Origin of the sequence: Peribacillus frigoritolerans (assembly GCF_004358755.1) — a bacterium.
Classification (GTDB): Bacteria; Bacillota; Bacilli; order Bacillales; family Bacillaceae; genus Bacillus_P.
Map to the genome: position 1 here is coordinate 861,837 of NZ_SMZY01000001.1, position 14,264 is coordinate 876,100.

Consider the following 14,264-nt stretch of genomic DNA (forward strand, 5'->3'; position numbering starts at 1 on the left):
TGACGGAATCATGAATTTCGTCAGGTTCTTTCTGCATTCTGGCTCTTATTAAATCAAATTAATCTAAGCAAAAATAAAGTTGTTTTATAATTTTGTATAAGTTTACTTTGATATTTGTAAAAAATTAGTTTATAATTTGATTCAAGAGGTGATGGTCGTGAAGAAAGATTTTGGTGATTCAATATCAAATAAGGTTTATGAATATCGTGTACTTGCCAGAATGTCTCAGCAAGAATTAGCAGAGAAAGTGGGGGTTTCCAAACAAACCATTTTCGTAATGGAAAAAGGAAATTATGTTCCGTCTCTGCTGTTAGCTTTTCGAATTGCCGAATTTTTTAATGTTGATGTAAACGATATTTTTACTTATATGAAAGGAAATGATCAAAATGAAAATTAATTTTATCTCAGATATTCATGACTCAATTTTTCATTCTTTAAGGTCCTGGGCTGAACACTCTCCGGGAAATTGGAATATCCTCATTGGCAGCGGTTTTGTATTGCTTTTAGTCGGGGGGATTCTAACCTACGTATTTCAAAGGAAAATGGGTAAAGCTGACGAAAGAACTATCCACATATATTTAAAAAGTGCCCTCATAATGTTATGGGCAGTAATTTTGTGCGACATGATTTTCCCGAAAGAATATATGTGGCAAATTTTCTTCTTATTCAAATATTCTCTTGCATTCCTTGCTTCAGGAATCTATCTGGCTGTCCGATATAAAAAAGATTTTTTAAACTAAAGAACAAAACGGGAGGAACGGGAAATGCTTCAATTACTAAGATATATAGTGGCTTTGTAGTTTTAAAAGATCTCTCTTTAGATTTAAATCAAGAAGAAATCGTGGGTCTGATTGGAAAAAACGGCGCTGGCAAAAGTACCCTGATGAAGATTATAACGTAAACCATTCAAACCTATGAAGGATCAGTTGCAGACAATAAATCTATGAAGGATTGACGCTCTATTTGTTTAATTAATCTTGAAAAGGGCTTTAATCCAGACAAAACTAAATTCTAACTTTCAACGAGGGCAATTATGAACGATTACGTAAAGACAATGAGAAAATTTATTGGTAAAGAAACCTTACTCACTGTAGGATGCGGGCCATCATTGAAGATGAACTCGGAAGAATTCTGTTGCAGCAAAGAACAGATTATGGAATTTGGGGAATCCCCGGAGGATTACTCGAACTCGGAGTAACATTTGAAGAAGCTGTTTTAAGAGAAGTTTTCGAAGAAACAGGACTGTCACTGAATAAATTAAAGCTTTTTGGTTTGTATTCCGGATCAGAGGGGTTTTCTAGATACTCTAATGGTGATCAAGTTTTCAGTGATCAGATCATCTTTTATACAACAGACTATACTGGAATTTTAAAAACCAACAATGAAAGTAAAAAGTTAAGTTTTCTGCATCAGAACGAACTACCTGAAAATTTAAACCCGCACCAATCTCCATTTATTTTAGATTGGGTGAATGGAGTTCAACCACCAATTATAAAGTGAAATTTTCTTTTTCTAACACCGCAGCCCTTCAAATATTTTCTGTCTATTAATGAACAATTGGATTCAAAATCCTATATCACAATTTGGGGCGATTGCTGCAAATAGTAATCGTCCCCTTTAGTTAAAAATTAATATAAGATTTTATAGATATGAAACTAGTAGTTATTAAGAACACACTATTATTAATACTTTTTTATTGCAATCATTATATTAAATAGAGATAAAAAAATACAAGGAGGAATAGAGAATTTTTAGAAACTGACCGGGACTGTGAGTTCCAATATCTGAATATTAATATTTTGAAGTGAGGGGAGAATGCAAATGAACCTAGAACTGATGGATATTTTTCGCATGGAATTTGACTTTAGTTGGGATACTGAGACCTGGTTTTTACCCTTAGAATCTGCTCTTGAGGGTTTAAATTCCACAGATGCAAGCTGGCAGCCCCCCGGGGGAGGGAATACAATTTGGCAAACTATGAACCATCTGAATTATTACAACGCCCTGCTTGTTAGACAAATCAATGACACAACGCCTAGAAAAAAGGGATCTAATAACAAGGCCACATTTGGAGATATCGGGGAACCAGCAGATTCTAAATGGAAGGCAATCTTGGCAGAGAATACATTTGGAGATAGCGGGGACCCGGCAGATTCTGAAAAATGGAAGGAAGTCCTGGCAGAAACTCGCCTAATATGTGAAAACTTGCGGAAATCACTAGCGCGAATTAATGACAGACAGTTGAAAGAGCATCATGTTGGGATGCTGGCTCGCCAAATTTTGCACAACGTATACCATATAGGGCAAATTGTATTAATTCGCAAACAACAAGGATCTTGGCCTAAGGAGCGGGAATAATTTGTATATTCCGCTATAGGGCGCAATTCTAAAGTATTGGATTGCGCTCGATATTTATTATTATTGGCTCGGAGTACTAACTCTGAGCCCTTTTTGTTTTTCAAGCATTTGCTCTGGGATAAATTTTCAAGGTTATTTGCATAACATTTTTCAGCACATTTAGCAGAGTGAATATAAAATTTTTCCACCTCTGCAAAACACCTTGCAATTTGCACTCCTAAATAGTATACAAGACTGCTTTTAAGCCCGTTTTCTCCTGCATTTTGTTGTTTTTCCCCTCAAACGGAACCCGTTACTTTTAAAGAATAAGTTTTTTTATGCTACTTAAACTGATTTCAGTTATATAAAGAAATAGGCAGAATTTTGCATTTGGGGTGACAGTATGAGTTCAACTTTACTAGTAAATGATCAGGTATTGATGATTCAGCCAAGTTTAGCCTGTCAACTTGGATTAAAAGAAAGTATCCTGCTGCAGCAGTTTCATTTTTGGCTGCTCAGATCAGAGGAGAAAATCGATGGTACTGCCTGGTTTACCAAAACATATGAAGAGCTGCAAAAAGAATTTCCTTTCTTATCGCTGATTACAATCAGACGAACACTTCAAAAACTCGAAAATCTAAAGCTGCTGAATGTAAGCGGAAATGGGTGCGGAGCAAAGGCAAAACAATATACCATTCAGTATGATGAACTGAACAAATTGATTAATGAACAAAATGAGCAGCTGATTGAAACGAAAAGAGCAGAAGAAGACAAAATGAGCACCTGCAGTAAACAAAATGAGCAGCTGGTCGAAGCAAAACGAACACATGAAGACAAAATGAGCACCTCCAGTGAACAAAATGAGCAGCTGATTGAAACAAAAAGAGCACAAGAAAATGACAAAATGAGCACCTCTTTCTTTAAAGAGAATTTAAAGATTTTAAAAGAAAAAGAGAAAAAGATCATTGAATTCTTTGAAGAGAATGGATTTGGAGAATGTAAACCGGAAATCGCTGAAAGTTTGCTGAAGTGGCAAAGCGATTTTGATGACAGCATGATTATCGAGGCCTTAAAGACAGCAAAAGCCTATAATGCGACCAGCTGGAGATATGCAGTGAAAGTTTTGTCAGACTGGAAGCTTAAAAACATAAAAACATTCGATGACGTAAGAGAGCAGCAAAGGACTGGCATCAAAAATCATCCGAAAATGATCCGGAAAGAACCTGTTCCAGACTGGCTTAAAGAACAGCTGCAGCAACCAAAAACAGATCAGCCGGAAGATGGCAAAAAAGAGAGTGTGCAGGCGCTTAGGGAACGGATTGAACGGTACATAAACAGAGAAGAAGAGGATGTACCGTACAAACTATTTCATTAAAAAACAAAACGCTTTGTTCTAAATAAAAGTGAAAAACCAGCCTGATTTAATAGCTTCTTCTCGGTTTGTTCATAGTTTATTCATATTTGGACGATATCATGGAGCATGTTCAGCAAAAGAGAAATTTTAGGTTAAAAGGAGATTTGTTCATGAAAAATGTTTTGAAGAATAGGCTAACTTACGCTTTTCTGATGACCGGCTTTTTAGGAGTGGGAATCGGGTGGGGCATTCCCTATGCCACTGAGAAGGAAGTCGCAAGTGTGAATGGTGAAAAAATCAGCAAGGATGAGGTATATAGTCTCTTAATCGATCAGGGCGGGAGGCAGCTTGTCGATTACTTAATAACTGAAAAAATTATTGAGCAGGAGTCAGATAAACAAGACATTACGATTTCAAACGATGCTGTAGAAGAAGAATATCAGACGGTGATTGCGTCCTATGGAGGAGAAGAGGCTTTTATACAGCAGCTTGAGACAAGCGGCGGCACCGCCCAAGATGTAAAAAAAGATCTGGAAACCAATTTGAAAATCGAAAAGCTTCTCGAGCCGGAAATTAAGATTTCAGAGGACGAAATGAAGACCTATTTTGATGGAAATAAAGAGAGTTTTGCAGAGCCGGAGCAAGTAAAAGCAAGTCATATTTTAGTAGAAGACGAGGCCAAGGCGAAAGAAGTGAAAGAAAAGCTTGATGGCGGAGCAGACTTTATAGAGCTCGCAAAAGAGTATTCAACAGATACGTCCAACAGTGAAAACGGCGGTGACTTGGGCTACTTTGCAAAGGGTGAAATGGTTGCTGAATTTGAAGAAGTCGCATTCGCGATGAAAGAAGGAGAAATCAGCGAGCCTGTAAAAACGGAATTCGGCTATCACATAATCAAATTTGCAGATAAGAAAGCTGCCGCAGATGCAGTGTTTGAAGATAAGAAAGAAGAGATTAAAGAAACATTATTTGATCAAAAGATGCAAACGGCGTACACAGCCTGGCTACAGGAGAAAAAAGAGGAATACGATATCAAAAATACACTGGAAAGCTAAGAAAAGAGGGGATGTTTTTCCTCTTTCTTCTATGTAAAGCATTCATTCACTCACATTCATTGTTAACTTAAATAAAAATAAGTTGACATAAATCCCCCGCATTCTTTACCATTAAAGAGAAGGAAATGATGGAGGGATTACCATGGACTGGAAAACACTTGCAAACGACGTAGTGAATGGGGAAGAATTAACTGAAGAAGAAGCACTGAAAATCTTAAACTCTGATGATGATGAACTATTAAGTTTGCTTCAAGGTGCATTTACGATCCGCAAGCATTATTACGGGAAAAAAGTAAAGCTGAATATGATCATCAATACGAAGTCAGGTCTTTGTCCGGAAAATTGCGGGTACTGTTCACAGTCAAGTATTTCAACAGCGCCGATTGAAAAGTACCGCATGATGGACAGAGAAAGCATTCTTGCAGGTGCAGAGAGAGCTTATAATTTGAAGGTTGGCACATACTGCATCGTAGCAAGCGGAAGGGGACCATCTGAAAAAGAACTGGATACAGTTGTATCTGCAGTAAAAGACATAAAAGACCAATTTGGACTTAAAGTATGTGCTTGCCTTGGTCTATTAAAGCCCAATCAGGCAACACGCTTAAAAGAAGCGGGGGTCGACCGCTACAATCACAATATCAACACATCAAAAGAGCATCACGAATCAATCACTACATCCCATACATATGATAACCGCGTTGATACGATCGAAGCCGTCAAGGCTTCAGGCATCTCACCATGTTCAGGTGTCATTATCGGCATGAGAGAAACGAAAAAAGATGTCGTCAATATGGCTTACAGCTTAAAAGCATTAGATGCTGACTCGATACCTGTCAACTTCCTTCATGCGATTGACGGCACACCGCTTGAGGGGACGGACGACCTTGATCCGCGTTATTGCCTGAAGGTACTTGCTCTCTTCCGTTTTATTAATCCGACAAAAGAAATCCGCATTTCAGGGGGACGTGAAGTGAACCTTCGATCCCTGCAGCCTCTTGGGCTTTATGCTGCGAACTCGATTTTCGTGGGAGACTATTTAACGACTAAAGGCCAGGAAAGCACAAGCGACCATGAAATGCTGAAGGATTTAGGATTTGAAGTAGAATTTGATTTTGAAGAAAATGAAGCGCTGTCTGTATAAAAAAATGGTCCCTTCCAAATGGAGGAGGGACCATTTTTTTCTCAATTACGGTGAATTGTTTAGGTATAGCCTCAATGAAATCGGAAAGAGCTCCAATTAATTTTGAAACCCCATGAATTAATTCCGAAACCCCACGAATTAATTCCGAAACCCCACGAATTAATTCCAAAACCCCGCTAATTAATTCCAAAACCCCGCTAATTCGCTAATTCAAATCGATTAATAAGTTGATTCTGGAATCGCTTCATACTTTTCAGGATCAAGCGTATAAACAGTTTCATCACTTACACCGCCAATAATACCCATTAAACCAGTTTCCACTGTTTTAACAAGCATGCCTTTTTGTTTTTGCCCAAAGTTCTGGGTTTGTCCTTTTACTTCAAATAGGACAGTTCCGCTTCCGTTTAAAGCAAATGAGCCTAAAGCTGTTCCCGGCAGATCAAGACCTTGCTGGTACAGTGAGATATTCGTGAAGACAGAATCTCCCTTGGCTTGAAGGGCTTCATAGGCGGCAACATTCAGCTGTCTTGAGAAATCATAGTTGTAGTCATTTGCATATTGAGCATATTTTGCTCCTTCAGCCGAGCTTGGGTCTGGAACAAACTGGGCAGAGATGGACATTGTTGCGATTTCACCAGTGTCGCCTACATATGGAAATCCTTGATGATGAAGATCCATGAATACATCGACTTTACCGAACTCTGCCTGCAGATCTTTATACACGTTTCTAACTGTTTGAGCTTCAGGTGTTATGTACCAGCCCGGTTTGTTGGAAGCGCCAGGGAAATCAGCTGCATTTGGCACGTAGTTTAAGTCAGGGTGAAAATCACGGTTGACATCAAATCCAGGGTTAGACGCATAGTCATCGCCTTGAAGCAGTCTCGTATAATAGTTCCATGAAGGCGTGGCTGAACTTAATTGCGGGTATCTTTCCACGACCTCTGACCAGCTCAAATCATTCCCTCTTCTGTCTAATTCAGATGCATCCGCATTCATCATTGGAATGGCGACGATCGTCATCTCTTCGCGGATTTTCTTAGCTTCAGCCGAATTGCTTGAACCGATGTTTTGGAGAGTATTCAATAATGCAACGGTTCCTGTCTTTTCATTTCCATGAATTTCACTTTGAACGAGGAGTACCTTATCTCCCTCACCGACTCTGGCCGTGTAGATTTCACGACCCTGATTTGTATAGCCTGCCACATCTACTGAAACTCTTCCGCTGCTGCTCTGCTCAATTTGAGTCAGCCTTTTCTTAAGCTCCGCATAATCAATAAACCCCTGTGTTGAAAGTGTTTCGCCTGCAGATGGTTTGGCTGCTTCCATATTTCCTGCCTGCGGGAAGACAAGAACTGAAGCTAAAACAGCGGTACCTAAAATCTTCGTTAATGCACTCTTTTTCAATCCAGTCACCTCATTCATATTAGTTGTACTACAATCAGAATTTTCTGCAAAAAATCCGCCAATCCTTTGTATAGTGACAAAAATGACGCATTAGTTCTACATGATTCTTAAGTTTCTTATCTCTGCCATTCTATTTTCCTAGTTAATAGAAGTTCTTTCGTCTCACGAAATAAAAGGTTTTCTGAAGGAAGAAGTTTTAGCTGGAGTAAACTTTTTTTCACTGCCGTTACTATTGTTGAATTGTGAAAAAAGGTTGCTGTAGACCCACTCAGTCCTTACTTGGTAAGATGTTCAAGGAATGAAAAAGTGGAGGATTTTTGGATGGAACAACAAAAATACGCGGATTTAAAACTGGGAGAGCGCGGCGCCATCATAAGCATCATCGCATACCTGTGTTTATCTGCTTTAAAACTCATGATTGGATATACAGCCGATTCAGAAGCCTTAAAGGCTGATGGATTAAATAATGCGACAGATATCGTTGCTTCAATCGCCGTCTTAATAGGTCTAAGACTATCTCAAAAGCCGGCCGATCAGGATCATCCATATGGGCATTGGAAAGCGGAAACGGTGGCTTCTCTCCTGGCCTCATTCATTATGATGGCAGTAGGGCTTCAAGTTCTGTATGGTGCGGCCATGTCTGTTTTTGAAGGGAAACAGGAATCTCCTGATCTCATTTCAGCTTGGACAGGAGTTTTCTCTGCAGTCATTATGTATTTCGTATACCGCTATAATAAAAAACTCGGAGAGAAAATCAAAAGCCAGGCAGTCATTGCGGCTGCAAAAGATAACCTTTCAGACGCATGGGTCAGCATTGGGATCGCAGTCGGCATAATTGGATCGCAATTTTCACTTCCTTGGCTCGATCCTCTCGCTGCTGCAGTTGTAGGATTTCTGATCTGTAAAACAGCCTGGGATATTTTCAGAGAAGCCTCTCATCATTTAACAGACGGATTTGATGAGCAGGAAATTCAGGCGTTTAAAGAAACGACTCTCTCGCTCTACGGAGTAAAAGGTGTAAAAGAAATTAAAGCAAGAAACTATGGAAACAATACAGTCGTAGACATTGTCATCCTCGTCAATTCCAATTTGGATATAAGGGATGCACATGATATTTCAACAAAAGTTGAAAACATTTTAATAAATAAACATGACGTGTACAATGTACATGTTCATGTGGAACCGAATTGAATTGAAAAGGAGGGAAAACCTTTGGATTCCATACTGCTTACAAATATAATCCGTATTGGCGTGCCGATTATCGTCATCGCAGCATCCATATTATGGACAATGAAAATGTCTTACACAAGAAGGCTGATTCCTCCAGTTGCACTCGCCATCCTTGCTGCTGCTGTGTTTCTTGCACCATATATTCTTGAATGGATGAACGGCAGTGATCGTGAGTTAGAAACTGTTCTATTAACACTTTATATTACACTTACTTTAATGCTCAGTTCTGTATCAAGTTTGATCACAGCTTTATTTGTGAAGAAAAAAGAGACAAATTAAATATGGAAATAGAACAGGCACTTCTTTCATTCGCAGAAGTGTCTGTTTACTTGAATTCGATAATAATATGGCATCCAAAAGGAATTTATCTGTAAAATCGAGAACTATACAACTTAATAGATTGAACAAAGGGGGCTTCATAATGAGAAAAATGATTCTTCTTATGACATCCATCAGTATCTTCTTAGTTAGTTGTTCCTCTACAAAATCTTTTGAAGGACGTATCAGTGATATTAAAAAGGGATATTTTGAAGTGGATTGCTCTAAAGAGGTGCTGAAGGATGAAAAGAACGCGGAATCAGCGGGGTACCCATGTACAGTCAAGCTGACAGATCAAACGATTTTTACCGACAATCATGGCAAGAAGCTGAAGGCCCGCCATTTCACGACAGGATTAGATATTAAAGTTGTTTTGGCCGACCGGAAAAAAATAAGCAAGAGCAAGGAGAGCAGATCAGTAGACGCCAGTGAGATTGTCCTGCTTAACTGAACATGAAACATGCTTCTCTTTTGAACGTGTCAATAAAAAGAGAAGCATACTTCATTTCATACGCGTAGAACTGAGTTTTTCATCAATCACTGCACCGCATGCTCTTATTTAATTCCTTTTTGCTTTTCATTTGGCCATTTTTGCTGCAGGGCATTTATAAAGGTTTTAACAATCTTTTTATCTTCAATGACTGGTGAATAAATATAGGACAATGTTCGTGTGAAGCTCTGGTTTTTCATTTTTATAATAGAAAGGTTTTGATTTTGTACGTCTCTTTCAATGACACTTCGGGATAGAAAAGAGAGACCCATGCCATTGATGAGAGTTTCCTTGATTCCTTGATTGCTGCTTATTGTGAGAAGCGATTTAACTTTTAATCCGTTAGTCCGGATCACATGGTTGAGGAATTCGCGTGTGCCTGAACCTACCTCTCTTGTGACCCAAGGCTGATTTTGGAGATCAGCGAATGTCACCTCATCTTTTGAAGCGAGCTCATGATTTTTGGAGGAAACGATAAATAGCTCATCCTGCATAAACGGATGCACAGAGAGCTCTTTCTCATTTGTCTGTCCTTCTATCAGCCCAATATCTACTTGGTGCATCCGGACAGATTGTATGATTTCTTCTGTGTTTCCAATGAGAACCTGCAGTTCGAGCTCCGGGTATGCAGTCTGAAGATCAAGGAGTAAAGAAGGCAGGATATACTCGCCGATGGTAAAACTCGCGCCAATTTTCAGTTCTCCTTTTATTGAATTCTGATGCTCGAGAATATCCTGTCTCGTTTGTTCGTAAAGGGTAATCATCCGTTTTGCGCGATCATATAAAATCTCGCCTGTCGGAGTAATCTGCAGGAATTTTGGCGAACGCAAAAATAACGTTGTCTGAAATTCTTTTTCGAGATTTTTAATATGCAAGCTAACGCTTGGCTGCGACATGCGGAGATTTTCGGCCGTCTTTGTAAAGTTCTTGATCTCTGCTAGGGTCACAAATGTTTTTAACGCGTCATAATACAAGAGAAGCCCACCTTATGATTAGTAATCTTAATGATAACAATAAATTAAATGTATTTTACTAATTTTCTGTTTTCGGGTAAAGTAGAAATAGTATTTTTTTATTGGAGAAAAAGGTAAATCGTTCTGAATCATTTTACCCTAAAAACCAACTTAATTTATAGGGATAATCGAAATGATTCATTCTTTCTAAAAAAAACTGGATGTTTACTTAAAAATGATGTGGAAAAAGTGTTAAATTTCTTTGTGAGGTGGGAAACGTTGCAACTTCAGGTAACGAACAGTCCGTTCAGTCAGGAGCAGGCAGAGCTCCTTAACCGCCTTCTGCCAACGCTGTCAGAAACACAGAAGATCTGGCTGACAGGGTATATGACAGCAGTCCAGTCTCAGTCGCAGTCGCTTCAGACAGCACCCGAGGCTCAATCATCAGCACAAAGCAGTGAGGCAGCCGTCTCTAAAGAAGTGACCATTTTATACGGTTCACAAACAGGCAATGCTCAAGCTCTTGCTGAGAATGCAGGCAAAACCCTTTCAGAGCATGGTTTGAAAGTGACGATCTCGTCGATGAATGATTTTAAGCCGAATCAACTGAAGAAGGTTAAAAACCTGCTTATCGTAGTAAGCACACATGGAGAAGGCACACCGCCGGATAATGCGCTTTCGTTTCACGAATTCCTGCATGGCAGACGCGCGCCTAAGCTTGATGACCTCAGCTTTTCCGTTCTGTCTCTTGGCGACAGCTCGTATGAGTTTTTCTGCCAGACAGGCAAGGACTTTGATCAGAAGTTTGAAGATCTTGGAGGCACACGGATTCATCCGCGCTCAGACTGTGATCTTGATTATGATGAACAAGCGGCAGAATGGCTTCAGGGAGTTCTTGACAGCTTAAAGATTGAGCAGGGGGGAAGTCTGGAATCATCTGTACAGTCATCATCTTTACAGGTTACAGAATCCGTATACTCCAGAACAAACCCGTTTCATGCAGAAGTGCTTGAGAATCTTAATTTAAACGGACGCGGTTCAAATAAAGAAACCCGCCACTTGGAGCTCTCGCTTGAAGGATCCGGTCTTTCATATGAGCCTGGTGACAGTCTCGGCGTATTTCCGGAAAATGATCCTGCACTGGCAGACTTGCTGATTCAGGTAATGAACTGGGATGCTGATCAAGAGATAACCGTAAATAAAAGTGGGGATGTCCTTCCGCTTAAAAAAGCACTTATATCTCATTATGAACTCACGGTTTTAACAAAACCTTTACTTGAGCAGGCAGCCAAGTTTACTTCCAATGCGGAATTACAAGAGCTGACATTGCCTGAACAAAAAGAAAAAATGAAAGCATACATTGAAGGACGCGATTTGCTTGATTTAGTCAGAGATTTTGGACCATGGAATGCATCCGCAGAAGAATTCGTTTCAATTCTAAGAAAAATGCCGGCACGTCTTTATTCGATTGCAAGCAGCTTATCGGCAAATCCCGATGAAGTCCATTTGACAATTGGCGCAGTTCGCTATGAAACACATGGGCGTAAGCGAAGCGGCGTCTGCTCGATTTTATGTGCAGAGCGGCTTCAGCCAGGAGATACCCTTCCGGTTTACATCCAGCGGAACCAAAATTTTAAGCTCCCTCAAAATCCGGATACACCGATCATCATGGTTGGACCCGGAACTGGGATCGCGCCTTTCCGTTCTTTCATTCAGGAAAGAGAAGAAACAGGGGCAGACGGAAAATCGTGGCTGTTCTTTGGTGATCAGCATTTCGTAACAGACTTCCTTTACCAGACAGAATGGCAAAAATGGCTTGAAAACGAAGTACTGACAAGAATGGATGTTGCGTTTTCCCGCGACACGAATGAAAAAGTTTATGTGCAGCACCGTATGCTTGAACAGAGCAAAGAATTGTTTAAATGGATCCAAGAGGGAGCGGTTGTTTACATTTGCGGCGATGAGAAAAACATGGCGCATGATGTCCATAACACTCTGCTTGAGATTATTGAAAATGAAGGCGGCATGAGCCGCGAAAAAGCAGAAGAGTATCTTGCAGATATGCAGCAGCAAAAACGCTATCAGCGTGATGTATACTGAGTTTTAGATGGAAAGGGGTATTTCAGCATGGTGAACAAACTATTAACAGCGCCGGATGGCCCGCCTAGTGATGTAGAAGATATTAAGGAAAGAAGCAATTATTTGCGCGGCACACTGAAGGAGGTCATGCAGGACCGGATCAGTGCCGGAATTCCTGATGACGATAACCGGCTGATGAAACATCATGGCAGCTATTTGCAGGATGACCGTGATCTTCGAAATGAGCGTCAAAAGCAAAAGCTTGAGCCTGCTTATCAATTTATGCTCCGCGTCCGCATGGCGGGCGGTGTGGCAAAGCCTGAACAATGGCTTGTCATGGACGATCTTGCCCAAAAATACGGAAATGGCACGTTAAAGCTGACTACACGCCAGACCTTTCAGATGCATGGCATCTTAAAATGGAACATGAAGCAGACGATTCAGGAAATTCATGCTTCGATGCTCGATACCATTGCGGCTTGCGGCGATGTAAATCGGAACGTGATGTGCAATTCGATTCCATATCAATCACACATTCATTCTGAGGTGTATGAATGGTCCAAAAAATTGAGTGATGATCTGCTTCCGCGCACGAGAGCGTATCACGAAATTTGGCTTGATGAAGAAAAAGTAGCAGGAACCCCTGACACAGAAGAAGTTGAGCCAATGTATGGCGCGCTGTACTTGCCGCGGAAATTTAAAATCGGGATTGCAGTCCCGCCTTCAAATGACATCGATGTCTTTTCACAGGACCTTGGCTTCATTGCGATCGTTGAAGAAGGAAGGCTCACAGGCTTCAATGTAGCAATCGGCGGGGGGATGGGAATGTCCCACGGAGACAAAGCAACATATCCGCAGCTTGCAAAGGTGATTGGTTTCTGCTCACCTCATCAAATCGTTGATGTTGCTGAAAAAATCATCACCATTCAACGGGATTATGGAAATCGTTCTGTACGCAAAAATGCCCGTTTCAAGTACACAGTTGACCGCCTGGGGCTGGATGCGGTGAAAGCAGAACTTGAAAACCGCCTGGGATGGAATCTTGAAGAAGCAAAGAGCTATCATTTTGACAATAACGGGGACAGATATGGCTGGGTAAAAGGAATGGATGGCAAATGGCACTTTACTCTTTTTGTAGAAGGCGGACGTGTAGCAGATTTTGATGGCTACCAGCTGATGACCGGTCTTCGTGAAATTGCAAAAGTGCATAAAGGTGATATCCGCCTGACTGCCAATCAAAACTTAATCATCTCCAATGTTTCAAGCCATCAAAAGAAAAAGATCAGCGATTTGATTGATCGATATGGTCTTACTGACGGAAAGCATTACTCTGCCCTGCGCAGAAGCTCGCTTGCATGTGTAGCCCTGCCGACATGCGGTCTTGCAATGGCCGAAGCAGAACGCTACTTGCCGGTGCTGATCGATAAAATTGAAGCAATTGTCGATGAAAACGGCCTCAGAAACGAAGAAATCACGATTCGCATGACCGGCTGTCCAAACGGCTGTGCACGCCATGCTCTTGGTGAGATTGGTTTTATCGGCAAAGCGCCAGGAAAATACAATATGTATTTAGGTGCAGCTTTTGACGGCAGCCGCCTGAGCAAAATGTACCGTGAAAACATCGGGGAAGAAGAGATTTTAAGTGAACTTCGCGTCCTTCTAACACGCTACGCAAAAGAACGGACTGAAAAAGAGCACTTCGGAGACTTTGTCGTTCGAGCGGGAGTAGTAAAAGCTGTAACAGATGGAACTAATTTTCATGATTGATAAAAGACAGGGTCTTCCTGTCTTTTTATTTTAGGAATAAAAACCATGTGACCGGTGTTGGGTTACTGAAATCCAGTTTCCATGAGAGAGGAATGATACCTCAAAAACCGGGAAAGAATTAAAATCACTAAATACA

The 14,264-nt window shown here is 40.6% G+C and carries 15 protein-coding genes; 13 read left to right on the top strand and 2 right to left on the bottom strand.

What is annotated here, in order from left to right:
- Nucleotides 1–151: 151 nt before the first annotated feature.
- The 8 genes from E2R53_RS04560 (at nt 152) to bioB (ending at nt 5,887) form a co-directional block, all read left to right on the top strand.
- Nucleotides 152–397 carry a helix-turn-helix transcriptional regulator gene (locus E2R53_RS04560; protein WP_133310601.1) on the top strand — a complete coding sequence of 82 codons (246 nt, stop codon included), beginning with the start codon at nt 152–154 and terminating at the stop codon, nt 395–397.
- Nucleotides 387–740, top strand: coding sequence for a DUF2178 domain-containing protein (locus E2R53_RS04565; protein ID WP_133310602.1), 354 nt, complete (start codon nt 387–389; stop codon nt 738–740). The genes E2R53_RS04560 and E2R53_RS04565 overlap by 11 nt, the downstream gene beginning before the upstream one ends.
- Before the next feature lie 41 nt (nt 741–781).
- The gene (locus E2R53_RS04570; protein WP_286166106.1) at nt 782–901 is read left to right on the top strand and encodes an ATP-binding cassette domain-containing protein; all 120 of its coding nucleotides are present in this window, start codon (nt 782–784) and stop codon (nt 899–901) included.
- 233 nt (nt 902–1,134) lie between these two features.
- Nucleotides 1,135–1,500: an NUDIX domain-containing protein gene (locus E2R53_RS04575; protein ID WP_353653472.1), complete on the top strand. Its 366-nt coding sequence runs from the start codon at nt 1,135–1,137 to the stop codon at nt 1,498–1,500.
- A 321-nt stretch (nt 1,501–1,821) separates the two neighbouring features.
- Entirely contained in the window at nt 1,822–2,358 is a 537-nt protein-coding gene (locus tag E2R53_RS04580; protein WP_165970890.1) for a DinB family protein, read from the top strand.
- 382 nt (nt 2,359–2,740) lie between these two features.
- The gene (locus E2R53_RS04585; protein WP_133310604.1) at nt 2,741–3,712 is read left to right on the top strand and encodes a DnaD domain-containing protein; all 972 of its coding nucleotides are present in this window, start codon (nt 2,741–2,743) and stop codon (nt 3,710–3,712) included.
- Between the two features lie 149 nt (nt 3,713–3,861).
- Complete coding sequence (locus tag E2R53_RS04590) at nt 3,862–4,746, top strand: peptidylprolyl isomerase (RefSeq protein WP_286166065.1); 885 nt, start codon at nt 3,862–3,864, stop codon at nt 4,744–4,746.
- Between the two features lie 142 nt (nt 4,747–4,888).
- Nucleotides 4,889–5,887, top strand: a complete 999-nt coding sequence (bioB, locus tag E2R53_RS04595) for a biotin synthase BioB (RefSeq protein ID WP_133310605.1) — start codon at nt 4,889–4,891, stop codon at nt 5,885–5,887.
- Between the two features lie 219 nt (nt 5,888–6,106).
- Here the strand turns inward: bioB and E2R53_RS04600 are convergent, their stop codons facing one another.
- The gene (locus tag E2R53_RS04600) at nt 6,107–7,291 is read right to left on the bottom strand and encodes a M14 family zinc carboxypeptidase (RefSeq protein ID WP_133310606.1); all 1,185 of its coding nucleotides are present in this window, start codon (nt 7,289–7,291) and stop codon (nt 6,107–6,109) included.
- A 321-nt stretch (nt 7,292–7,612) separates the two neighbouring features.
- On the opposite strand from E2R53_RS04600, the gene E2R53_RS04605 reads away from it, so the two are divergent.
- The 3 genes from E2R53_RS04605 to E2R53_RS04615 all read left to right on the top strand — a co-directional run bounded on the left by E2R53_RS04605 (nt 7,613) and on the right by E2R53_RS04615 (nt 9,290).
- On the top strand, nt 7,613–8,482 hold the full coding sequence (locus E2R53_RS04605) for a cation diffusion facilitator family transporter (RefSeq protein WP_133310607.1): 870 nt from the start codon (nt 7,613–7,615) through the stop codon (nt 8,480–8,482).
- Between the two features lie 21 nt (nt 8,483–8,503).
- Nucleotides 8,504–8,800, top strand: coding sequence for a hypothetical protein (locus tag E2R53_RS04610; protein WP_133310608.1), 297 nt, complete (start codon nt 8,504–8,506; stop codon nt 8,798–8,800).
- Between the two features lie 142 nt (nt 8,801–8,942).
- The gene (locus tag E2R53_RS04615) at nt 8,943–9,290 is read left to right on the top strand and encodes a hypothetical protein (protein WP_133310609.1); all 348 of its coding nucleotides are present in this window, start codon (nt 8,943–8,945) and stop codon (nt 9,288–9,290) included.
- A gap of 104 nt (nt 9,291–9,394) precedes the next feature.
- Here the strand turns inward: E2R53_RS04615 and E2R53_RS04620 are convergent, their stop codons facing one another.
- Entirely contained in the window at nt 9,395–10,303 is a 909-nt protein-coding gene (locus E2R53_RS04620) for a LysR family transcriptional regulator (RefSeq protein WP_133310610.1), read from the bottom strand.
- Nucleotides 10,304–10,561: 258 nt separating this feature from the next.
- On the opposite strand from E2R53_RS04620, the gene E2R53_RS04625 reads away from it, so the two are divergent.
- Nucleotides 10,562–12,382 (top strand): assimilatory sulfite reductase (NADPH) flavoprotein subunit, encoded by a 1,821-nt coding sequence (locus tag E2R53_RS04625; RefSeq protein ID WP_133310611.1) that lies wholly within the window; start codon nt 10,562–10,564, stop codon nt 12,380–12,382.
- 27 nt (nt 12,383–12,409) lie between these two features.
- Entirely contained in the window at nt 12,410–14,128 is a 1,719-nt protein-coding gene (gene cysI / locus E2R53_RS04630; RefSeq protein ID WP_133310612.1) for an assimilatory sulfite reductase (NADPH) hemoprotein subunit, read from the top strand.
- Nucleotides 14,129–14,264: the final 136 nt, after the last annotated feature.

Coding starts and splice junctions, on each gene's coding strand:
- E2R53_RS04560 (WP_133310601.1), top strand. CDS start 152: ATGGTCGTGAAGAAAGATTTTGGTGATTCAATATCAAATAAGGTTTAT.
- bioB (WP_133310605.1), top strand. CDS start 4,889: ATGGACTGGAAAACACTTGCAAACGACGTAGTGAATGGGGAAGAATTA.
- E2R53_RS04590 (WP_286166065.1), top strand. CDS start 3,862: ATGAAAAATGTTTTGAAGAATAGGCTAACTTACGCTTTTCTGATGACC.
- E2R53_RS04580 (WP_165970890.1), top strand. CDS start 1,822: ATGAACCTAGAACTGATGGATATTTTTCGCATGGAATTTGACTTTAGT.
- E2R53_RS04585 (WP_133310604.1), top strand. CDS start 2,741: ATGAGTTCAACTTTACTAGTAAATGATCAGGTATTGATGATTCAGCCA.
- cysI (WP_133310612.1), top strand. CDS start 12,410: ATGGTGAACAAACTATTAACAGCGCCGGATGGCCCGCCTAGTGATGTA.
- E2R53_RS04565 (WP_133310602.1), top strand. CDS start 387: ATGAAAATTAATTTTATCTCAGATATTCATGACTCAATTTTTCATTCT.
- E2R53_RS04615 (WP_133310609.1), top strand. CDS start 8,943: ATGAGAAAAATGATTCTTCTTATGACATCCATCAGTATCTTCTTAGTT.
- E2R53_RS04605 (WP_133310607.1), top strand. CDS start 7,613: ATGGAACAACAAAAATACGCGGATTTAAAACTGGGAGAGCGCGGCGCC.